This is a genomic window from uncultured Thiocystis sp. (genome assembly GCF_903866365.1).
In the GTDB taxonomy this organism is placed as follows: Bacteria; Pseudomonadota; Gammaproteobacteria; order Chromatiales; family Chromatiaceae; genus Chromatium.
In genome coordinates this window covers 1-21,827 of record NZ_CAIPNF010000027.1, presented here as the reverse complement: position 1 = coordinate 21,827, position 21,827 = coordinate 1, and the positions used below count along the sequence as shown (strand labels likewise).

The 21,827-nt window shown below is 62.6% G+C and carries 23 protein-coding genes; 8 read left to right on the top strand and 15 right to left on the bottom strand.

What is annotated here, in order from left to right; genetic code table 11:
* Window positions 1-5: 5 nt before the first annotated feature.
* The 3 genes from fliE to QZY07_RS01230 all read right to left on the bottom strand — a co-directional run bounded on the left by fliE (window position 6) and on the right by QZY07_RS01230 (window position 2,728).
* A complete protein-coding gene (fliE, locus tag QZY07_RS01240; protein WP_295399183.1) occupies window positions 6-344 on the bottom strand; it encodes a flagellar hook-basal body complex protein FliE in 339 nt (112 codons plus the stop codon).
* A gap of 393 nt (window positions 345-737) precedes the next feature.
* The gene (locus QZY07_RS01235; protein WP_295399277.1) at window positions 738-2,090 is read right to left on the bottom strand and encodes a sigma-54 dependent transcriptional regulator; all 1,353 of its coding nucleotides are present in this window, start codon (window positions 2,088-2,090) and stop codon (window positions 738-740) included.
* 56 nt (window positions 2,091-2,146) lie between these two features.
* On the bottom strand, window positions 2,147-2,728 hold the full coding sequence (locus QZY07_RS01230) for a PilZ domain-containing protein (RefSeq protein ID WP_295399181.1): 582 nt from the start codon (window positions 2,726-2,728) through the stop codon (window positions 2,147-2,149).
* A gap of 169 nt (window positions 2,729-2,897) precedes the next feature.
* Here QZY07_RS01230 and QZY07_RS01225 point away from each other — a divergent pair, with 169 nt between their 5' ends.
* Entirely contained in the window at window positions 2,898-3,182 is a 285-nt protein-coding gene (locus QZY07_RS01225; RefSeq protein WP_295399180.1) for a late competence development ComFB family protein, read from the top strand.
* Between the two features lie 18 nt (window positions 3,183-3,200).
* On the opposite strand, the gene QZY07_RS01220 is transcribed toward QZY07_RS01225, so the two are convergent.
* Window positions 3,201-4,625, bottom strand: coding sequence for an HDOD domain-containing protein (locus tag QZY07_RS01220; RefSeq protein ID WP_295399178.1), 1,425 nt, complete (start codon window positions 4,623-4,625; stop codon window positions 3,201-3,203).
* Window positions 4,626-4,803: 178 nt separating this feature from the next.
* Here QZY07_RS01220 and motA point away from each other — a divergent pair, with 178 nt between their 5' ends.
* The 4 genes from motA (at window position 4,804) to QZY07_RS01200 (ending at window position 8,732) form a co-directional block, all read left to right on the top strand.
* A complete protein-coding gene (gene motA / locus QZY07_RS01215) occupies window positions 4,804-5,658 on the top strand; it encodes a flagellar motor stator protein MotA (protein WP_295399176.1) in 855 nt (284 codons plus the stop codon).
* A 15-nt stretch (window positions 5,659-5,673) separates the two neighbouring features.
* Window positions 5,674-6,567 (top strand): flagellar motor protein MotB, encoded by an 894-nt coding sequence (motB, locus tag QZY07_RS01210; protein WP_295399174.1) that lies wholly within the window; start codon window positions 5,674-5,676, stop codon window positions 6,565-6,567.
* A gap of 300 nt (window positions 6,568-6,867) precedes the next feature.
* Window positions 6,868-7,965, top strand: a complete 1,098-nt coding sequence (locus QZY07_RS01205; RefSeq protein WP_295399172.1) for a hypothetical protein — start codon at window positions 6,868-6,870, stop codon at window positions 7,963-7,965.
* On the top strand, window positions 7,962-8,732 hold the full coding sequence (locus QZY07_RS01200) for an OmpA family protein (RefSeq protein WP_295399170.1): 771 nt from the start codon (window positions 7,962-7,964) through the stop codon (window positions 8,730-8,732). Before QZY07_RS01205 ends, QZY07_RS01200 begins: the two co-directional genes overlap by 4 nt.
* A 169-nt stretch (window positions 8,733-8,901) precedes the next feature.
* Here the strand turns inward: QZY07_RS01200 and QZY07_RS01195 are convergent, their stop codons facing one another.
* The 5 genes from QZY07_RS01195 to QZY07_RS01175 form a co-directional block, all read right to left on the bottom strand.
* Complete coding sequence (locus tag QZY07_RS01195; RefSeq protein ID WP_295399168.1) at window positions 8,902-9,771, bottom strand: HDOD domain-containing protein; 870 nt, start codon at window positions 9,769-9,771, stop codon at window positions 8,902-8,904.
* An 89-nt stretch (window positions 9,772-9,860) separates the two neighbouring features.
* Window positions 9,861-11,072 carry an HDOD domain-containing protein gene (locus tag QZY07_RS01190; RefSeq protein ID WP_295399166.1) on the bottom strand — a complete coding sequence of 404 codons (1,212 nt, stop codon included), beginning with the start codon at window positions 11,070-11,072 and terminating at the stop codon, window positions 9,861-9,863.
* A 108-nt stretch (window positions 11,073-11,180) separates the two neighbouring features.
* Window positions 11,181-12,017, bottom strand: coding sequence for a hypothetical protein (locus QZY07_RS01185; RefSeq protein ID WP_295399164.1), 837 nt, complete (start codon window positions 12,015-12,017; stop codon window positions 11,181-11,183).
* A 125-nt stretch (window positions 12,018-12,142) separates the two neighbouring features.
* Entirely contained in the window at window positions 12,143-12,460 is a 318-nt protein-coding gene (locus QZY07_RS01180; protein WP_295399161.1) for a PilZ domain-containing protein, read from the bottom strand.
* Between the two features lie 71 nt (window positions 12,461-12,531).
* A complete protein-coding gene (locus tag QZY07_RS01175) occupies window positions 12,532-12,867 on the bottom strand; it encodes a hypothetical protein (RefSeq protein ID WP_295399159.1) in 336 nt (111 codons plus the stop codon).
* A 281-nt stretch (window positions 12,868-13,148) separates the two neighbouring features.
* Here QZY07_RS01175 and QZY07_RS01170 point away from each other — a divergent pair, with 281 nt between their 5' ends.
* Window positions 13,149-13,358 (top strand): YjfB family protein, encoded by a 210-nt coding sequence (locus QZY07_RS01170; RefSeq protein WP_295399157.1) that lies wholly within the window; start codon window positions 13,149-13,151, stop codon window positions 13,356-13,358.
* A 34-nt stretch (window positions 13,359-13,392) separates the two neighbouring features.
* Here the strand turns inward: QZY07_RS01170 and QZY07_RS01165 are convergent, their stop codons facing one another.
* On the bottom strand, window positions 13,393-14,145 hold the full coding sequence (locus QZY07_RS01165; protein WP_295399155.1) for a putative metalloprotease CJM1_0395 family protein: 753 nt from the start codon (window positions 14,143-14,145) through the stop codon (window positions 13,393-13,395).
* Between the two features lie 103 nt (window positions 14,146-14,248).
* The gene (locus QZY07_RS01160; RefSeq protein WP_295399153.1) at window positions 14,249-16,060 is read right to left on the bottom strand and encodes an AAA family ATPase; all 1,812 of its coding nucleotides are present in this window, start codon (window positions 16,058-16,060) and stop codon (window positions 14,249-14,251) included.
* A gap of 118 nt (window positions 16,061-16,178) precedes the next feature.
* On the opposite strand from QZY07_RS01160, the gene QZY07_RS01155 reads away from it, so the two are divergent.
* Together QZY07_RS01155 and QZY07_RS01150 are read left to right on the top strand one after the other, a co-directional pair.
* Complete coding sequence (locus QZY07_RS01155) at window positions 16,179-16,775, top strand: YfbR-like 5'-deoxynucleotidase (protein WP_295399151.1); 597 nt, start codon at window positions 16,179-16,181, stop codon at window positions 16,773-16,775.
* A gap of 224 nt (window positions 16,776-16,999) precedes the next feature.
* Complete coding sequence (locus QZY07_RS01150; protein WP_295399149.1) at window positions 17,000-18,616, top strand: methyl-accepting chemotaxis protein; 1,617 nt, start codon at window positions 17,000-17,002, stop codon at window positions 18,614-18,616.
* A gap of 170 nt (window positions 18,617-18,786) precedes the next feature.
* Here the strand turns inward: QZY07_RS01150 and QZY07_RS01145 are convergent, their stop codons facing one another.
* From QZY07_RS01145 to QZY07_RS01130, 4 genes are all read right to left on the bottom strand, one after another.
* On the bottom strand, window positions 18,787-19,899 hold the full coding sequence (locus QZY07_RS01145; RefSeq protein WP_295399147.1) for a chemotaxis response regulator protein-glutamate methylesterase: 1,113 nt from the start codon (window positions 19,897-19,899) through the stop codon (window positions 18,787-18,789).
* A gap of 6 nt (window positions 19,900-19,905) precedes the next feature.
* Window positions 19,906-20,514: a chemotaxis protein CheD gene (locus QZY07_RS01140; RefSeq protein WP_295399145.1), complete on the bottom strand. Its 609-nt coding sequence runs from the start codon at window positions 20,512-20,514 to the stop codon at window positions 19,906-19,908.
* Between the two features lie 36 nt (window positions 20,515-20,550).
* A complete protein-coding gene (locus tag QZY07_RS01135) occupies window positions 20,551-21,420 on the bottom strand; it encodes a CheR family methyltransferase (RefSeq protein ID WP_295399143.1) in 870 nt (289 codons plus the stop codon).
* Window positions 21,407-21,827: chemotaxis protein CheW (locus QZY07_RS01130; RefSeq protein WP_295399141.1), on the bottom strand; the 421-nt coding region annotated here is incomplete at its 5' end. The genes QZY07_RS01135 and QZY07_RS01130, both read right to left, overlap by 14 nt.

Below are 21,827 nucleotides of genomic sequence, written 5' to 3'. Positions count from 1 at the left end.
CAGGCTCAGACCTGCATGCTCATGACTTCCTGATAGGCCGACAGCAAGCGATTGCGGACCTGATTGGTCGCCTCGAAAGCAATGCTTGAGCGGTTCATGGCCAGCATCACCTGGGGCAGACTGGTATTGGCGTCACCCAGTTCGAATTTGGTTTGCATCGCGGTGGATTCCTGTTGCACATCGTTGACGGAACGAACCGCCTCCTTCAGCTTGGCGGCAAAATCCTGTCCCTCGGATCCGCGCGCGGCCTGCACCGTTTCGACTGGCCTGGCGCCCTCGATCCGCCCCGACTGGGAGAGCGCGCGCATCTGCTGCAACACGCTCTGGATCTGCATTTCGCTCATGTCCAATCAACTCCGGCTTTGCCGCACGAGATCCAAATCATGGCGCCTGACGACCCGGCAATGGATGCGAACGATCAAGAGCGGGCAGGCGACGGTTGCCGATCTCCTGCAACTTTAATGCCCGAGATCGCAAACGGCCGTCGAGCCAGGGCAATGACCGGCGGCGCGCGGTGTCGGCGGCAACGCCGATGGGTGCAGGCGGGAGGGGATTTCGGTCATGGGAACGGGATCAGATAGACGGGCAACCGGCATTCTTGCGCGGCTGGCAAAACGACATTTTCTTGACGCTCCTGCGCGACCGGGATCCGGTGTGACTGCCCCAACCACTAATAAGTGGTTCGGACGCCGCCGCTTTGTGCCGGCATACCCCATCGGTCAACCAGGGCATTGGCGTTATGTTGTGTCGGCCGCATCCCGTTCGAGACCGAACTTGCGCATGCGCTCGACCAGGGTCGTGCGCCGCATCCCCAAACGCCTGGCGGCCCGCGCGACGACCTGATCGTTCTGCTCAAGCGCCGCGACAATCATGCCGCGCTCCAGCTCGTTGAGGTATTCGCGTAATTCGCGACCTTCCGGGGGCAACGGATGCAACAAGTCGGTATCGGCTTCAGCGACCCGACGGTCGCGCGCATCCATGACCGGTAGCGACTCCAGGTGCGCCGGTCGGAACCGGGTTGGCAATTGTGGCAGATCCACCAGCAGACCGGGATACATGATCGAGAGCTGTTCGAGTAGATTTGCCAACTCCCGAATATTACCAGGCCAGTCCTGTTGCTCCAGATGCGTCAGAACGGCCGGGGTCAGATAGGCCGGTTCCACCCCATGCTCTCTCAGACGCGCTTCGAGGGTCGCGATCAGCAGTGGAATATCGCTCTGGCGTTCCCGCAGAGAGGGCAGCTCGATCGGAAAGACATTGAGACGAAAAAACAGATCCTGCCGGAAGTTTCCGACCGCGACGGCCTCTTCAAGATTGCGGTGTGTCGCCGAAATGATGCGGGCCTTGGTCTGGAGCGGCTTGTTCGAGCCCACCCGCTCGAAGGTACGTTCCTGCAACACACGCAAGAGCTTGACCTGCATGGGCAACGGCATATCGCCGATCTCGTCGAGAAAGAGCACGCCATCCTCGGCCAGTTCGAAACGCCCGGCGCGGGCCGTGAAAGCGCCCGTGAAAGCGCCTTTCTCATGACCGAAGAGTTCGCTTTCCAACAAGTCGGCCGGGATCGCGCCACAGTTGACGGCCACGAAGGGTTTGCCGCGGCGACTCGATGCATCGTGGATGGCGCGCGCGACCACCTCCTTGCCGGAGCCGGTCTCGCCGAGGATGAGCACGGTCGCATCGCTCTTCGCGACCTGGCCAATCAGACGTTTGACCGCCAGCATGGCCGGATGGCGTCCGACCAGATCGACATCGGGCACCGGATCGGATTCGGCTTCGCACCGCAACCATTGCAGGATCTGAATCACCTTGCCCGGCGATAGAGGAGACGACACGGTCAAGGTTCGCGGCGGGACAGCGCTCATGACACCGTCCGTAGGTTGACAGACGACCGGTATCCGGCGCGACGATGGCAAAGCGTCGAGCAGAGCGGCGAGACGCGCGGACGGTTCGCAGAGCCAGAGCGCGTTCAAATCGTCGTCATGCACGGCCGCCAGGCTGACGAAATCGCGGACCTCGCAGCCCAGAAATTCCAGGATACAGCGCGTCTCGGCGCGCACCTCCGCTTGACCGGACAGACCAATTTTCATCACCTGTGCGGATTCCCCTTGTCCGGGACCGTAGACGCTGTCCTTCGACTCGCTGTTCAAACCGTCTTGTCGGCGTACATGGGCGTGCTGGAGGAAGACCACGCGGCCGCTGTCCGGGCCTCGCCGGACTGGTGCCGTCGACGCGCGACCTCGCGGCGATGCAGGCGAAAGACCCAGCGCCGCAAGACCTCTCGAAGTCCGTGATCGGGGGAGCGCCAGGTGGCGCCGCAGACGTGATCGCGACACTCGATCCTGCCCAACTCCAGAACCAGAGGCTGCGCCAGCCAATGGCAGGGGTACAATTCGATGCGGTCGCAGTCGGGCGTCAGTAAATCTGCGGGAAGCACCAGTCCATCGCTGCTGATCCTGACCTTCGAACGCTTCGGTATTTTATCCGCCAGCAGCGTGGTCACAAGATCCATGAGCAAATCGATCTTGAGTTCCAGGCGGATCAATTCGGGCGGCAGCGGCTCCTCGTTCGCGCGACCCTGCGCTTCAGCCTCAAGCACGGCGATCGCCTCCAGAAGATGCGCCGCCGCGTCGCTGGTCGATGGCATCCGGTCGCTTGGCACGACTGGCAATTCCAGGGTCACCGCGAGGCCATCGCCCAACACGTCCCGCCAGTCATCGATCTCCATGATTCACCTGATACTGTCTAACTTTAGGAATTGCCGTGATGCTAACCGCTTCAGGATCGATGGGAAAGCCGTTCGTACCCTGGCCGCTCCGACTTGCTAAAATGCGCGCATCGACATCCTTGCATTGACGTCACCTTCCCTTCAAGTTCGCCTCGACAAGGTCAGAAACATGCTATCGAGTATCGGCAATTATTTCGAACGCCTCGTCATGGAACGGCTCCATGACACTCTGGACGAGAACGGCAACCCCCTGGATGCCGAGTACGCCGAAGACCTTGCCTGCGTCGCATTGAATTACCTGCCTCCGCGGTATGTGCGTCATTCGGTCGATCTGGCATCGCATCTCAGCGATGCCGACCAAAGAAACCTGCTGGAAGAGGTGTCGGATGCCGTCAACTTCGCGCTCGCGACCACGCGCCGGCGTCAGAAGGTCCGTAACCTGGATCTGGGATGATGCACGGGCGGTGGTCGATCACCCCCGTTCCAAGCCCTCCAGTCTCAGGCCCGCCTGACTGACCAGACGCAGAAACGAGGCGTAACTGCGCGCATCCAGACGGCAGCTCGCGCTGCGGCGATCCGCGTAAACCACTCCCACCGGCTGCCCACTGACCCACATCGACATGACGAAAAAGCGCGTGTCGCCGATCAGTTCGACGATTTCCAGCGGGATCCGCGGCAGAAGATCGGCTTGCGTTTCCTCGTTCAGCCAGAGGGCGGACGGCGCGTCTAGCAACTCGCCAAAAAGCCCTCCGGAATCGAGCGACAGACTGAAACGATTGAAGGTCGGCTCAAAATCCGTGCCGACCAGAAACTCCGCCATCAAGGTCCGCCGACGGGGACAATACACCGCGAACACCGCGCGATTCAGCCCCAGACCGCGATGCAGGCCACGCAGCAACGTCGCGAACACCGACTCGCGATCGGACAGCGAGCGATCGCTCAGCGCCGCCAGACAGGCTAGATAATCGTCCTCTCTCGGTGCCAGACAAAAAGCAGGCGTCCAAGGCGCATGCGTCGTCGCCGACAGCCGGCCGTCGCGTTCCAGGGGCAGCAATGCCAGCGAACCGAGTCCATAGCGGGCGGCCGTCGGATTGAAGGCGCCCAACACGCGGTTGATACGCTGAATCAAAGACGGCAGGTCGAGATTGAGCAACTCGGCCGCCAGACGCAGGTCACGCAGGCGCATCGGATGACGCCAGGCGGAAAAGGCATCGCGGGCAATCTGGGTCGCCAGCATCACGCACAGCGTTCTTAGATACCGCGCATTGCGGGCGCGCATGGCCTCCCGCACCATCTCCGGCAGCTTCCATCGGACGGCCAGGACGTGCCCCAATTCCTCCAGGCTCTCTCCCAGCGAGACGTATTCGGCCTCATGCGGAAGCACATGACTGACCTCCACCAGTTCCAGATAGCGGTTGATTCGGGCATCCCCGTGCGCGAGCAGAAACAGCTCGCCCAGATTGTTCAGCAAGGCCGCCAGACTCACCTCGGACGGAAAGCGGTCGCGATCCAGCTCGGCCCAGTCCTGAGCCAGCAAGCCGGCCAGAACCGCCCGCCCCGCGCTCCGACGATAGGATGCGAGCCGCTCCGCGTCCAGCACCTCCTCGGCGACGCTGGCCTCGGATTCCAGACGCAGAAGCGACTGAGTCCCCAGCATGTGCGCCGCATCTTCCAGCATGACGACTTCGGCGCTGAAATGCCGGTGCGGAACCGCGTTGGCCCGTTGCATCACGCGCAAGGCCATGGCCGGATCGGCCATGATCGCCGCGGACAGTTTTCGCAGCGGTACGAGTTCATCCGTCAACAGACTCGCCAATTCCCGTCGTGTCCACGCCAACACCGGGAGTTGCTCCGGCGAAGCATCGGCCGTCACCGCCGTCAACCAGCCTAAACTCACAGTAGCGCCTCCCAATTCAATTCAATTCAATTCAATGTCGCGAAGCGGATATCCCCAGGTATCGATCTTGGCGTCAAGCACAAGATGCCCCGTTTCGCTATTATTGGCCGCCAATAACCTTCGTCACAAGCAAGCGGGTTAGTCAGCCCCCGCAAAACGCCCTTGAGGACTCCACCGCGTGAATCTGATCCTTGGTTCCATCATCGTCTTTGCGTCCGTCCTTGGCGGATTCGCCGCGGGAGGCGGTCACATCGCGGCCATCTGGCAACCTTTTGAACTGGTGATTATCCTGGGCGCATCCCTGGGCGGCTTCATCATCGCCAATTCCATGGGCGTCGTCATGAAGTCGCTGAAATCCATCCCTTCCCTGTTCACCGGATCCAAGTACAAGAAGGCCGATTATCTGGACGCACTGGGGTTCATGTACGACCTCTTCACCAAGGCCCGCAAGGAAGGTCTCATGGGGATCGAGCCGGACATCGAGGAGCCAGCCAGCAGTGCCCTGTTCCAGAAATATCCCCGAACCCTGAAAGACCATCACGCCGTGGAATTCATCTCCGACTACATGCGGCTCGTCGTCAGCGGCAACATGAACCCGTTCGAGCTGGATAACCTCATGGACATCGAGCTGAACACCCATCACCACGAAGCCGAAGAGGCATCGCATGCCGTGCAGCAGGTCGCCGACGGCCTGCCCGCCTTCGGTATTGTGGCGGCTGTCCTCGGCATCGTGCATACCATGGGTGCCTTGGGCGGTCCGATGGCGGAGGTTGGCGCCCTGGTCGCCGCGGCACTGGTCGGCACCCTCAGCGGTATTTTGATCGCCTACGGTTTCGTCGGCCCGATCGCCACCATGCTGGCCCGATATGCGGCCGATGAGACGCGCTTCCTCTCCTGCATCAAGGCCTGCATTCTGGCCAACGTTCAGGGTTACAGCCCGCAGGTGGCGGTGGAGTTTGGTCGCAAAACCATGGCTTCCGACCTTCGACCCAGTTTCAGCGAGCTGGAAAAACATCTGCGCGGCGGCAAATAACAAGAGTGACTCTGCATGGCCATTGACACCAACAAACAACCCATCATCATCAAAAAGGTGTTCAAATCGGGCGGCCATCATGGTGGTGCCTGGAAGATCGCCTTTGCCGATTTCGCCACCGCGATGATGGCGTTCTTCATGTTGCTCTGGCTCATGGGTTCCACCACCAAGGAGCAGAAAGCGGCCATCTCGGAGTATTTCAACAATCCCTCCGCATTCGAGGGTGTCAGCACCTCGCCATCCCAGGCGCAGGGCGAGGGAACCGGCTCCACGCCGTCCATCATCGCCTTTGAAGGCGCCGTCGACATGGCCCCGGAATCGTCGCCATCGGAGATCATGGATCAGCAACGGATCGAGGAGATGGCCGCCGCTCAGGACCAGGAACGTCTGGAATCGCTGAAGGAGCTGCTGGAGGAAGCCCTGGAGCAAAGCGAAACGCTGATCCCTTACAAGGAGCAGCTCCTGATCGACATCGTGTCAGAAGGTCTGCGCATTCAGATCGTCGACAAGGAAAATCGCTCCATGTTCGATTCAGGGAGCGCGCAGCTCAAGAGCTATACGGATGACATCCTCAAGGAGCTGGGCACCATGATCAATCAGGTTCCCAATCGGATCAGTATCACCGGTCACACCGACGCGCGCCCGCTCGCGCGCGGTGACTTCAGCAATTGGGAGCTTTCCACGGAACGCGCGAATACGGCCCGGCGCGCGCTCGTCGCGGGCGGGATGCAGGCGGAAAAGGTTGGCCGCGTGGTGGGATTCGCGGACACCGTTCCCTTCGACCAGGCCGCCCCCAATAGCCCCATCAATCGGCGCATCAGCATCATCGTCATGAATCAAAAGACCGATGAGGCAATCCATCAAGAGACGACCACGATCAAGGAATTGGTTGAGCCAACATCCCCCTGAAGCCGCGTCTGACATACCGCGCATGCCTTGCATCTCGCTTTCGCCTCGCCTGACCCCATCGGCGCCGTCGCCCTGGTTTCCGGCAGCGGCCTTGCCAGAGTCGGGATCTTGACGAGTCGGCGCCAGCCTTGGTTGCAAGCGTGCTTCAGTAGCCCAGGCAAAGATTGCAACCCATTGTTCCATCAAATAATCGTCATGCCAAAAGAACTTTGGCTTGAATTCTGCTTTCGTTTGACGTAAGCGCCTCCAGTCACCCGCTGGGGCATCCCAAGACAGACGAACGAGCGGAAGGTTGTCGTCATGATCGAATCGATTGCAGGCGGTCTGCTTGCCACGCTGAATCATCTGGATGACGCCATGCTGGTAATCGGCGTCTTCAGCATTCTCTTGTTGGGCTTGTTCGCGAGCGCGCTGATCCTGATCGCGCTGCGCCGCGCACCGGCCTTTTACCGCAGCGTCCCGACCCTGCTGACGACCTTCGGTATCCTGGGAACTTTTCTCGGGATTTCCACCGGCCTGCTGCATTTCGATGTCGCGAACATCGAAGCGAGCATTCCGATGCTGCTCGATGGACTCAAGCTCGCCTTCATCACCAGCATCAGCGGTATTCTGCTGGCGGTTTGTCTGCGTCTCGTGCTGGTTCTGAGCGTCGATGCCGCGGGGGAGTCGGAACCGTCGCAGACGGCTCTGACACTCACCGACAACCTCACGCCCACGACATTCATCCAGCACCAGACTCAGGTCGCCGACGCGCAACTAGCGGCGACCCGACAACTGGTCGACCGGATCGCACAACTGGACAGTCGTCTGGTCGAGACCCTGGAGCGGCAGCACGCGCAACAACTCGCGGCATTTGGCGAATTCGCCCAGCAACTCAGCGAAATGGGCTCGCGCCAACTGATCGCCGCGCTGGAGTCGGTGATCCGCGACTTCAACGCCAATCTGGGCGAGCAGTTCGGCGAAAACTTCCGTCGTCTGGATGCCTCGGTGGAAAAACTGGTGCGCTGGCAGGATCAATACCGCGACCACATGGAGACGCTGGGCCAGCAACTCGATCGCGCCAGCGAAGGTGTGGCTCAGTCCGAGGCGAGCCTCCAGGCACTGACTCAGCAGGCGCGGCAGATCTCAAGCTATATCGAGGATCAGGACGCGACCATGACCGGTCTGCGGCGCGAAAGCATTGAGCTGGAATCGCTGCTCGGCAGCATCGCCGACCTGCGCGACCGCGCCAGGGACGCCTTCCCCGCCATCGATACCCGTCTGAAAGCCATGCTGGAAAGCATCGAAAACGCGGTTCTCTCGGCCTTGCACGCGCAGCAGCGTCTCGGCCAGGTTGGAGTCACCGGTCGGCATCACGACGTGACGCATCCCGAACTCTCGGTGGTGGGGCGCTCATGAACGGCATATCGACCTCAAGCGCGAAAACATCCCATCAGGAAGACGATTTCCATTGGATCGCCCTGTCCGACCTCATGTCCTCACTGATGATGATCTTCCTGTTTCTGGCCCTGCTGTACATGGTCCAGGTCACACGCACCCATGCGGTGGAAACCGAGGTGCGAATGACCGCGGTCGAGTCCCGCCAGGCGATTTACCGGGCGCTCGATGAAGAATTCCGGGAGGATCTGGTGCGTTGGAACGCCGAATTCGACCGGCCCACGCTGACCCTGCGCTTTCGCGAGCCGGACGTGCTGTTCGATCGTAACTCGGCGCGCATCAAGCCCGAGTTCGACACCATCCTGCGCGACTTCCTGCCACGCTATGTCGCCCAACTGCGCCCCTTCCGCGAGGTCATCCGCGAGATCCGCGTCGAAGGGCATACCTCCAGCGAATGGAACCCCAACACCAATCCGCTCGATGCCTATTTCGCCAACATGGACCTGAGTCAGCAGCGGACCCAGGCGGTACTGCGTTTCGCCTATGGCCTGGACAGCCTGCAACAGGAGCAATGGTTTCGTGAGCGGATCGCGGCGGTGGGACTTTCCTCGTCGCGCCCGGTGCGGGATGCGAGCGGACGGGAAGATCCGCGGGCGTCACGGCGGGTCGAGTTCAGTGTGCTAACCGATTTCGAGGCCCGCTTGCTGGAACCGATCAAGCTGGAAGGGGCGCCAGCGGACGGGAAGGGAGCGGACCATCCGTCCTCCGCCCCGAACGGGTCGAGTTAACGAGCTAGCGCAACGGTGCGAAAGTCCCGAGATCGTCTCAGGTCGTTGTCGTGATCGAATATTCGCCATGTCGAGACCGCGATCACGACAACGACAACGACAACGACAACGACAACGAGGATGCCCCGGTCTCGGAACTTGAGCAGTGAAGCACTAGCCGAGACGCGGTTCAGGCTTCATCGTTCAAGCGAGGATTGCGCAGGGCTTCTACGGCCAGCACCTGAAACTGCGCTTTCTCCAGCAGTTCCAGGACGGCCTCGGGGCGGATGCCGACCAACGGCCAGACGCCGGGATCCACCGGAGGGGCGTCGCGCCAGTCCCGGGAATCGAGTTCGGCGAGATGCGCGGCGGTATTGGCCAGATGCACCAGAATCACCGGGAGCCTGAAGGCGTCGGGCGCCTTCAGCGGGTCATGATGAAACCGCAGGCAGGCGCACAGGATGTCGGGCAATCCCCAGTGCTCGGCCAGCGCCCCCCCAAGCTGGGCGTGATCGAAACCCAGTTCGGCGCGCTCGGCGTCCTGTGGCGTGACGGCGTCCGGCTCGCCCAGACTGCGCAAAAAGGCCAGGTGAGCGGCCTCCGGCTCCTGGGAGAAGAGAATCAATTGTCCCAGATCGTGCAGCAAGCCACCCAGAAAGACGGTTCCCGCCAGGGCGGGCGACTCCAATTCGGCCAGCAGTCGCGCGATGACCGCACAATAGGCCGAATGGTGCCAAAACATCTCCAGCGGCAGCAGCGTCTGCGCTGGCAACCGTTCCGACGCTTGCGTCACGGCGCCCGCGATCACCAGTCGACGGAGATGATCGCGGCCCAGGAGCATGACCGCGCGCTCCACGGAGTCCACGGTGCGAGCGGGCGCGAAGGCGGGGCTGTTGGCCAGGCGCAGCACGATCACGACCAACGCCGGATCCTGAGCCAACACGTTGGCGATCACCGGCTGGCGACTGTTGGGATCGTCCAGCAGCTTGAGAACGTCGCCGACCACCTTGGGGATGGCCAGCAGCCGGCCGGTCCGTTTGACAAGGGCTTCGATGGTCATTGATGACACGCGTGAATGCTCCGGAAAAACTGACGGGGTCGAGACTAAACCGCGTCCAGAATGATAGGCGTTGTGGCGAGTCACCGGACTCACATGGCGAACATCGATTTCAGGGACGCCAGCGTCTTCTCGGTACCCGCCAGTTGGGCGATCGGCTCTCCAGGCGGCGGGGCCGGCAGACCCAGGGTCTCGAACGCCGGAACGTCCGCGGCATCCGGGTGCGGTCGGCCTTCGCTTTGCAGAAAGGCCCAGCGCGCCACCGTGGTCACGCTCGCGTAATCGGGCTCATCGGCTCGATACTCCCAGGTACCGGACTGCTCCGCGACCGTCACCAGATCCTCGCCCAGCCCCCAGTAGTTGATCACCAGCACGCCGGTAATACTGCGCAGCTTGGCAATCAGCGACTCGATGCGGTCCAGTTGCGGATGGCGATCCCGCATCTCGATGAACTGGATGATCGGTACCGCGCCGATCCCCGCCACCAGTCCCGCCAGCAGCGCCCGTTCTCGATTGAGAATCTTGAGCGTGTCGGACAGAAGGTAGCTGTAGGCCGAACACAGCACGCCATCGGTCCAGACCGCCTTCATGGCATCTCGGGTGACCTCGTTCCGGGCTTTGAAGGCCTGTCGCAAGGCCAGGTTGGTCGTCAGCATCCGGGTATTGCGAAAGCCCAGGCGCATCACGGCATCGCGCACCGACTGGATCTCTTTCGCGCCGCGAAACAGCGGACTGTTGGTCGCATGGAGCAGCGCGCCGGCGATGGTGCCATCGCGTTGAATCACCTCGGTGAGTTCCGCTGCCCCGGCATCCGGATCATTGGTGAGTTCCTGAATCTTCAGGGCCACCTCGGGGCGTGCCGGAAGCTCCAGCCGGTTGCTCGTAATGAGTTCATAGAGTTCCGCGAGAAACTCGCCCTCGGCTGGATCGAGTTCGATGTCGCTGACTTGGAGGCTGGAGTTGAACGCCGACTCCATGGCCGAGACCGGGATCCTGAGCACGATGCAGGGCGTCTCCGTGATGACGAAATCCCCTGCCCCGCTGGCATCGCTGAAGAGATCGATCGGGTCGCTGAGACCCTGATAACTCTCCAGGCGCTCGCCGACGCCATTCGTCAGCCGCACCGCATGGCCATCGACCAGAAACAGCCGGTTGCCCTCGATATCGGTCAGACGAATCCGCTTTTTCGGGGCGAGTTCGCCAACACTGCACTGCTTGGACAATGCCTCTCGGGCGGTGTCCGAAAGATCCCGAATCAGGTCGATTTCCGTCAGTAGCGACAGAACCTCTGATGTCTGCTGCATCGCTGGATTCCTGGATGGACAAATCTGGTGTCATCCCTAGTCTAGCAGCATCGGCGCGCAAACCGATGCCTTGTCGTCACTTGTATCCAGGCGGAAACGCAGACTCTGTCAGGCGAGCGCGCGGTATCCCAGCAACACGTCGGACGCCTCGCCGGTGCTCCCGTCGGCACGCTGGAACTGACCGACCTGGGCCACGCTGTCGTAGACGTTCAGCGCCTTGCGGGTATTCTGATAGCCCAATTCGATCGCCGTGACCTCGGCCGCCTCCAGGGGTTTGAGCGTCTGGGCGCCATCGCTCCCGATCTGGAACAGACGCAGTTGCGAGAACACCTCGTCGCCAGCGTCGATGACGCCATCGGCATTGCCGTCATAGCGGGCCAGTTCGGCAAAGCCATGGGCCGCGCCGCCTTGATCGCCGAACAACTCCAGGCCGTTGTCGATTTGACCGTTGCCATTGCGATCCAGAGCCAGGAACCAGCTATCGCCCGTCACGAAGCTCACCTGCTCCACCTGGCCGTCGCCGGTCAGATCGAACTGGACGCCGGCCTCGACGCCAGTGGTGGCGATCCCCCGACCGGACAGATCCAGCACCAGCGGATCGCCCATCTGCACGGCGGCGGTTTCTCCTGAGCGCAGGTCCATCTGGAACGTCTGGCGCTGAGCACTCTGGAATTGGAGCGCAAGGCTGGAATCGAGACTGCTCGCGCTGAGTTCAAAGCGGGCGCTCGATACCTGACTCCAGGAGACCTGCAACTCGGCGTTTGCCGTCGCGATGGAGCCGTCGCCTATCCGCGCCTCCAGCACCGCCGAACGTCCGCCGTCCGAGGCTCGGTGGGACGAATCCTGCGCATCCAAGGGGAAGGATTTACGCAGAATCTGGTAGTTAAGATCCTGCTCCAGACTCGCTTTAATCTGGGCGGCCAGATCGCCGGCCCCCGCCGGCACACTGGGCGGCGCGGAGGACGCGACGGGCGGGCGAACAGTGGCCCGAGCGATTTCATGGGGTGGGCTGGAAACCGGCCGCGGCGCCGCGGATGGGGGCAACCTGACGACGGATGGAAGCAACATCATCACACCTCGCAACGGACAGGGCTGTCCGCGGATGACAAAAACGTGTCGTCGGAAAATTGAATCGCCACCCCGGCGGGCGCATGACGCACGACCCTTGCATCGACCATGGGCGGGGTTTCGCCTTCGCCCAGCGTTCCGACCACCCGGACCTGAACCAGCGTTCCCAGCGGTGGACGGTCGGCGTCATCCAGAAGCAACAAGACCCCGCCAACGCTGAGATCCTCGGTCTGGACCACCCGCATCGGTTGGCCGGCGCGATGCAACTCAACCTCGACTTCCAGGGGAAGACGCCGATGTCGACGTTTGTCGGAGTCCATGTTCGTCCTCTGCCAACAGAGAATTCCCGTGTCCACGGGAGACATCATGGCCAGATCGCCGGCCATGCCGATCAACCATCCAGACCGGGATGCGCGAGATCCTCCAGGCGCCAGAAGGCATCGCCGCGCAGATAGCCAGGCTCCACGGCCGCCACCAACGCCGAGGGACGACCATCCCAATCGCGCTCGGCAACCCAATGGGCCGGCATGGAGTCCAGAAGATGCACACGGGCAATGCGGCCGTCGGTTAATTGACACAACCGCACCTCACCACTCAACCGATGTCGGAAAGCCGGCAGAAAGCCCACCACCAACTCCGGAGAAAGACGCCATTTCGGGCCCTGCGCAACCGCGCCGGATGACGGGAAAGAAACGCCACTGTTAAGCATCATCGGTGGTTCCTCCATTCGGGATCAACTTCCGTAACGGCCCGGCAACAGGAAACTAAAGCGCGCCAGGATCCATCGCCCCTGCCTGAATCCCGCGTCATGTCCGGCAGCGTCCGCGAATGGATCTTCAGGATTGTGCGACATTCGTCGCTCAGCGACAGCTAATTCGTCTAAACTTTGAACCAAGGTCCGATTTCCGCGCCTGTTCTGCCCCCAACCGGATGCACGGGGCGCGGATTTCCCCCTCAGACGGAACGGCGATCCAGCCGCCCGCATCGACCAACCGAAGAGGCCAAACGATGGACGTGTCTTCAACCTCGGGTATCCCCAGCGCCGCCAACGCGATGCTCGCCAACCAAACGGCCAGCGCCAGCGCCGTCTCCGTGCTCAAAAAATCGCTCGATATGCAGGCCGAAACGGTCGCCGCCCTGTTGCCGACCGAGCCGGCAGCGACGCCTGGGCAGGGATTGCCCGAGAACGTCGGACGCAACATAAATATCACGGCCTGAGGCCAGGCGAGCTGGATTCGGCTGTCGAGCTTGTTCAAGCGAACTGACTGAGAATCTCCGTCGGCGGGTCGGCAAAAAAACCGGCAACCCTCTGTTCGAGACGTTCGCGGGCACCCGAGCCGTTCGGTTGCTCGGTTTGCTCTCGGCCGGCCTGACGCCCGTCAAACGGTGCGCCGGCCTTCGCCTCCTCGCTCTGCAATGCCCCCTCCTCGCCGGTCTTCGGCCGCTCGACCGGCTGCTCGCGTTGCATCTGCGCCAGTTCGCGCAGTTCGCGCAGTTCGCTAATCGCGTTGGTCTCCATGGTCGTCGCCGCAGCCGCCACCCGCAGATCCTGCGAGGATGGCTCGGCGGGAGCGAGAGCGGCACGGCGCACCGCGCGCGCCTTCTCGAAGGTGGCCGAGGGATCTCCCGACACGCTTGAGGTGTCGATTCCCACTTCGCCGCCGATGGCATAACGCTGTCCATCGGGACCGGTCTGATAATCGTAGCTAGCGGAACTGGTCACATAGCGACCGCCTGCGGCGATATGCGCCTGCTCATGGGCGCGGACTTCCGTATCCCGCTGTTTCAGGAGTTGCAGATCCTGCTGCTCCTCCGTCGTGAGTTCCAGCGCGGAGTCGATCGCTTCCGGGCGCTGACGCGGATCTTCCTCCGCGGTGGACACCTCGCCGGCCGCGAGGTCATCGCCCTTGAGATCGGCGGTGCGTTCGGCCGCCGCTGGCGGCGTCGAGACAGCCGGACGCGGCATGCCGAATGGCATCGAATTGATGGCCGAGTGGATCTCCATGAGCCAAACCTCGCGTTGCTCTGACCCAAGTGTAGCTTGTCAACCGTTTTCAGACTGCCAATGCGTCCGCGATGGCGCACAAAACACCTGAAAGTCAACGCCGTCAACGTTGAGAATCCAGCACGGAACCGATGGTCCGGATCCAGGGGCCATTCGCGCGCACACCGGCGGGCAACTTGGGCAAGGCATTTTCCGCCTCCGCCCGATTCGGATAACTGCCGGCCAGTGCGATCGCGAAGGAGCGCGTCTGGATGAAATGAATGCCCTCCAGATCATGCGGAGCGATAAACCCCTGCGCGACCGCCAGACTGCGGGCCGCAACCAGTTGGATGGTGAAACGGCCGCGATCCTGGCGCAGGAGCCAGTCCTGATCGGCTTCGGGATCGACCGATCGCGGCGCCGGCGCCGGTTGGAACAGCGGGGTCGGCTCAGGCTCGGAGGCGGGCGTCCGCTCCGACGGTCGCGGGAGGTCCGGACGCGCGTCGACCGGCGGCGGCGCCGGATTCGGCGTCATGATCTCTCCCGCGGCGGATTCGGCCGCGGCCGCCACCGGTGCCACCGTCGGGGCGTCAGTCTCGGAAACCCGCGGCCGGACCTGATCCGCCGCGATGGCGAAACCGGCAGCCGCTCCGGAAGCCCGCTCGACCGCCGCCACGGAATCGGCTTGCCGCGGCGTCTCGACGGGGAGCCTGAGCGAGGAATCCTCGAGCTGCAAGACCACCGGCACCAGAATCGACACGACCACGCTGCCGAGGATGGCGGGGAGAAACCAGCGTTGACTCCAGTACGGCACCGCGGCCTTCCCCCCCGAAGAACCCGGCCCGCGTTCCGGGGTCGGCTGGCGCGCCTCTGTCGGCTGGGAGTCGGAACGTAGCGTATGGCTGCGAATCTGCCGGAGCACCTGCTCGAAGTCGGCGGTCTCCTCCCGCGCGTCTTCATGGACAAGAAACCTGGACAATTCCGTATCCATTGGCGTCAAGCGCTCGTCTTCGTCATACAGATCCAGGATTCCCTCTGGATTCATCGAGGCTGGCTCGGACTGGCCTGCGGCCGCGTCCTTCGCCTCCCGCGCGCCGCCCGGCTCGACGCGAGCCGCTGCGGTGCCGGACGGGCCGGCCAGATGACCGAGCTTGCCGGCGATCGCCTGTTTAAAGCCATTCACGCTGCGGCAGCGGCGGGCCAGCCAGGCATTCGCATTGGCGTTCAGGAGCGCGGGGATGCCTTTGCTGCTGGTTTGCAGAACCGCGATATCGCCGGAGGTCAGAAAGGTCTCCGGATCCTCGATGCCCGCCACCCGCAAGCGATGACGCAGATAGGCGCCGGCCTGTTCGAGATTGAGCGGACGCAGATTCAGACGCACGACCTGATTCTCGTCCGCCGGATCGCCCAGCGGCAGACGTCCGCGATTCAGGGAGGGATCGCCGACCAGAATCAGGCGCAATCCCCGTCCGTTCAATTCGAGAATCTCGGAGCGTATCCGCAACAACCGCTCGACGATCTCCATGCCAAGCAGATGCGCATCGTCAATGGCCAGCACCAGCGCCACCCCGGCGCGACTACGTTCCGCCAGTAAATCCTTCACCGACCGGGCGGGATGATCCAGACCGATCGCGCGCAGATGACCGCGAATGGTGGCGTCGACCGCCGCGAAGGGGATGCCGGCGCGGCCGCGGAAGGCAATGAATTCAAAGTTATCCCCCAAGGCGCCGAGCAGGCGCATGAGTTGAATACTGCGTCCCGCCCCGTTCGCCCCGGCCAGAATGACGATGGCGCCCGGCGCGATCAAGGCCCTGGCCGCCGTTTCGATCAGACTCTCCAGCAGCGGATCGCTGTAGAGAAACTCCTCGCTGGGAACCGCATCGAATGGCGGCTGACGCAGCTTGAGGCGAGCTAGGCAATCAGGAGGCAAAGGCATAATTTCAGTATTAGATTCAAGCATTTCGGAAGAGTTGGGAGGCTGATGCTACACTCCGCGACCAGGCTCATCAAGCCATTCGCCCCGTGCCGCGGCACCTTTGCTCAGAGTCGATACCATGCACGATTTGCGCCTCAACATGCAGGATATTGCCCGTTCCGGGCATGTCACACGCTGGCATTCGGTGCGCTGCGCGCGCAACCAGACCCTGGCCGAACATCATTATCTGGTCACCATGATCGCCCGCGAATTGATGCGACGCATCCTGGGGGACAGCCTGCCTGCCGAGACGCGCCTGCGCGTCCTCGAATACGCCTTGACCCATGATGCCCCCGAGTTGCTCATGGGCGACCTCCCCTCCCCGCTCAAACGGCGCATCGCCGAGATCGCCGGCGAAGCCGATCCGCTCGCGCGCATCGAGCGGGAGATCGCCCCGGAGATCGCCGAGCTGAAAACCGCGCTCCAGGGATCGGCGCTGGCGTTCATCGTGAAGCTCGCCGACCTGATGGACGGCTGTCTCTTCATCCGCGAGGAAGGGATCGGACGCCATGCCGCCCTGGTCGCGGAAAAATCCGAAGCCGCCCTCCACGACAAGATCGCCGAGGCGCGGAGGCGTTTCGCCGATCTTGACTGGTCGCAGGCGGAGGATCTCTACGCCCGGATGCGCGGCGAGGCCGGGGCGGATAATCGCCTGCTCTTCGAGGGAGCGCCCTGAATCGCCACCTATGATCGATGGGTAAAATCAGACGCCTTGCAGCCTTGGCTGACCTCTAAAATAAGTTCAAACTAGCCGGGCGGAAAACCCGGCGGTTCCAGGGCCGGACGCCGGTGGAATAAATACTGCATCAAGCAACCATCAACAGGGTACGCCAGGATGTGTCCTGGAGAGCCTGGATCGGCTCCTTTTGACCGCAATGGCGACGACACGCGAGAACCGATATGCGACGTATCAATGACCTGCCGATCTGGGTGCGCTTGGTCGGGGCCATGTGGCTGATCCTGATGCCGGCCTGGACCGGGCTGATCCTCTGGGCCGCGCAGGAGCAGCGACAGACCGCCATCGAACAGGCCGAAGCCTTCACCGGGACGCTGCACGAAATGACCCTGGCCGGTCTGACCACCCTGATGCTCCACGGAACCATCAACAAGCGGGCCGATTTCCTCAGCCAGATCATTGAGCTGCAAAACGTCAAGGATCTCCGCGTACTGCGCGGCGAGAACGTCAAAAAACAGTTTGGCGCGGGCACCGACGACGAACAACCGCGCGACGACATCGAGCGTGCCGTGTTGGAGACCGGCGAAGCCTACCTGAGTCTGTCCAAGGATGGCACCATCCTGCGCGCGGTCGCTCCGGCCTTTGCCCGCAAGGATTATCTGGGCAAGGACTGCACCTCCTGCCATGCGCTCGCCCCGGTCGATGGGGTGTTGGGGGCCGTGAGCATGGAGATCAGCCTGGATGACGTGAACACCAATGTCCGTCTGTTCGGCCTGAAAATTTTTGGTCTGGCGGCGATTCTCAGCATCCCGGTCCTGCTGTTTCTCTATTTTTTCACCTCGCGCTTCGTCACCCGCCCGATGCAGCAGATGACGCTTGGTCTGGACGGCATCGCCCACGGCGACGGCGATCTGACACACCGGCTGCCGATCGCGGGCCGCGACGAGATCGGACGCGCTTCCACCGCTTTCAATTCCATGATGGACAACTTCCGCGATCTCATCCGACGGATCCTGGATTCCACCACCCAACTCGCGCAAGCGGCGGGAGATCTGGCGGACGTGACCGAGCGGACCAACGCCGGCGTCTCCCGCCAGCGCAACGAAGTCGATCAACTCGCCTCGGCCATGCATGAGATGAGCGCCACCGCCCAGGAGGTCGCCCACAGCGCTCAGCAGGGGGCGGACGCCACGAATGTCGCGAACACGGCGGCCATGGCCGGTAAAAATGTGGTTTCCGGCACCATGGCACGGATCGAGCAGCTCGCCCAGGAGGTTCAGAAAGCGGCTGACGTGATTCGCGAGCTGGGCAAGGACAGCCAGGAAATCGGCAAGGTGCTGGACGTGATCCGGGGAATCGCCGAGCAGACCAATCTCCTGGCGCTCAACGCGGCCATCGAGGCCGCACGTGCCGGCGAGGCGGGTCGCGGCTTCGCGGTGGTCGCCGACGAGGTACGCTCGCTGGCCAACCGCACCCAGACCTCCACCCAGGAGATCCAGGCGATGATCGAACGGCTCCAAAACGCCAGCCGCCGCGCGGTCAACGTGATGGAGGAGAGTCAACAATACGCCGAGTCCAGTCGCAAGAGCGCCATCGAGGCGGAGCATTCGCTGGACGCCATCACGGCGGCGGTCACCACCATCAACGACGTCAATACTCAGGTAGCCAGTGCCGCCGAGGAACAGAGCGCGGTCGCCGAGGAGATGAACCGCAATGTCACCAGCATCTCCGATGCCGCCGAGGGGAACGCCCAAGGCGCGCGTCAGACCACCGACGCCTCCGAACAACTGGCACGACTGGCGGCGGAACTCCAGGAGTTGGTGGGGCATTTCAGGGTTTGACATTGTAGGCTGTGCAACCGGCATCAAACCTTGCGAGAGACTCTTGGTCGAGACATGCCGGTTGTACAGCCTGCAAGGCTAAAATATTTCGACGTTTAGCCGAATTATCTTTTTCCAGAGATGCGCGGTTTAGGCTTCCGTTGACGGTCTCGCGGGAGATTTTTCCCGACTTATGAATGCCCGCTAACCCGAAGGTAGCCCTGCCGGGAAGGTGCCTGCACGATAATCTCCGGAATGCGCGGCAAGCCGACAACGGCATCGACTCCGCCCAACTTCACTGCCTCCTTGGGCATCCCGTAAACGATGCAGGTCAGCTCGTCCTGGGCGACCGTAAAGGCACCGGCCTCGTGCATCTCCAGCATCCCGCGCGCGCCGTCGTCGCCCATGCCGGTCATGATGATGCCGACCGCGTTCGGACCCGCCGATTGCGCGGTCGAGCGAAACAGTACGTCCACCGAGGGACGGTGACGGCTGACCAGCGGGCCATTTTTGACCTCGACCCGATACTGGGCGCCGCTGCGCCGTAGCAACAGGTGATCGGTCCCCGGCGCGATCAGCGCCAGCCCGGCGATCACCCGATCGCCATTGCGTGCCTCGCGCACCTCGATCTCGCACAAGCTATTCAGACGCGCGGCAAAGGCCGCCGTGAACTGCCCCGGCATGTGCTGGACCACGACGATGCCCGGCGCGGTGCGGGGCAACCGGGTGAGGACGTATTCGAGCGCCTGGGTACCGCCCGTGGAGGTGCCGATGGCGACCACGCGATCGGTGGTCTCGGCCAGCGGCTTGAAACCGCGCTCCGCCACCACGGCCTCCGCGGTCAGCTTGGGCGCCGGTGCCGCCGCAGGAGCCGCGCGTCGCGCGGAACCCATCTTGTCCATCCGGGCATGACTCGCGCCCTTGATGGCATCGCCGAGCAGGGTTCTGGACTCTTCCAGAAACTGGCGCAGCCCGACCTTGGGCTTGGCGATGATGTCGACCGCGCCGGCGTGCATCGCCTGCATGGTGACCTCCGCGCCGCGTTCGGTGAGCGTCGAGCAGATGATGACGGGCGTCGGATGCTCCTTCATCAATTGGCGCAGAAAGGTGATCCCATCCATGCGCGGCATCTCGATGTCGAGCACGATGACATCGGGCCACTGCTTTTCCATCATCTTCTGAGCAAAGATGGGGTCGCGGGCGGAACCGATGACCTGAATGCCAGTGATCGCATTCAACTGTTCGGTAAGCACCTGGCGGACAACCGCCGAGTCGTCGACGATAAAGACTTTGACTTCCGTCATCGCGCGTTATCCTTTCTCTACAAAAAATTCGGCCGGAACAGGACGCTGCTGGACCTGCAGGGCGCGCTGCAAATAGGCGCGCTCCTCCGCCGCGATCGATTCCGCGTTGCGTCTGGGGATGCGGCGGAGATAGACCGAAAAATCGGCGCCATGAAAGTAGATCTGTCGTCCACCGTCGCCGCCAAGATCCTGAGCGATCAGCGGAATCCCGTCTTTCTCCAAAAAATTCCGCACGAATTGGACATTGGACGTGCCGATGACAAAGCGATCGGGGAGGTTCCTGACCGACGTATTCAGCACGTTCGCGCCGCCAAAGGCCTTGGCGCGCAGACGCTCGCGCCGGGCGCCCAGATTGAATAGCCCGTTGATCAGCAGTTCCATGGCCCAGAGACCATAGCGCCCGGCATCCGACGCGAGGACCGGCTCGCGACCCGCCGGATTGCGCGTTGGCAGCAGAAAATGATTCATGCCCATCACCCGCGCCACCGGATCGAACAGACAGACCGAGACGCAGGAACCCAGGAGGGTCGACAGAACCATCGGCTCACGGGTGACATAGTGGTCTCCCGGATGGAGAAAATGCTTCTGGATCTGGTTGTCGGCGCTTGGCGGCATAGGGTCGGTGGAGCCTGGTGTTCCATGGTGTCCTGATCAGTCAAACGGCTTACGAAACACCGAAGGCCGGACCATTTCCAGTTTCGTCTTGAGCGAATGCAGCGACTCCACATGACTGATGAACAGATAGCCGCCGGGCTGGATCGCGCGGGTCAGTCCATCGATGACCTGCTGTTTGGTGGGAATGTCGAAATAGATAAGGACGTTACGCAGAAACACCACATCGAAGCGCTCCCCATCGGCAAGGGGACGCTTGAGATTGCGCTGTTCCAGTTGGACCCGCGCCTTCAGACGCGGATCGATCAGCAGATTGCCCGCCTGCGAACGCACGCCCTTGAGACAGTATTTGCCGAGCCAGTCCGTCGGCAAGCGCTTGGCCCGCTCCAGCGGATACAGACCCTGACGGGCCGCTTCCACCATCCGTGAGCTGATATCCGATCCCAGGATCCGCCAGTCGCCCATCCCCAAGCCTTCCGCCAGCACCATGGCCAGAGTATAGACCTCCTCGCCCGAGGAACAGGCCGCGCTCCAGACCCGCATCGGGCGGCCGCGATAGGCGGGCAGGAGGTCTTTCAGCAGAAACTCGAAGTGCGCCGGTTCGCGGTAGAAATAGGTCTCGTTGGTCGTCAGCAGATCGACCAGATGCTGACGCTCGCGGTCCTGAGCCGGATCGGAAACGTGTTCGAGATAGGCGTTGAAACTCCGCAGACCCAGGTGCCGCAGCCGACGCTGCAGCCGTGAACTGACCATCTGACGCTTATGCGGCGTCAGACTGATCCCGGCCCGATCATGGATGAAGCGACGAAAGCGATCGAAGTCCTCCTCGGAGAGCGGCACCGCCTCGACGAGTGGCTCGGACTCCGCCGGGGTCGGTCGCGGCTTGATGAGCGGGTCAGGTGTCCACATGGGTTGCGTCCGGGCGTCCAGCATAATCGGAGTTTTGATGAATCGATGGACGCCCGCCCTGTCCGATCGCCGCCAGTTCCGCCACGTCGAGAATCAGCGCGATGTCCCCGGTGCCGAGAATGGTCGCGCCGGCCACCCCGCGCAACCGTTCGAACAGCTTGCCGAGCGGCTTGATGACGGTCTGCAATTCGCCCAGCAGGGTGTCGACCACCAGCCCCATCTTGTGATGGCCGAAGCGCACGACGACCAGACTTTCGCGCTGGCCCGCGGCGCGTTCGCCGGCATTCTGGAAGAGGTCGGTGAGGCGGATGAAGGGCAGCACTTCGCCGCGCAGGTTGATGTAGTGCTCGCCGTGGCGCTGGAGGGTGTCGAGGGCGGTCATCTCGACGCATTCGGCGACCTGCGCG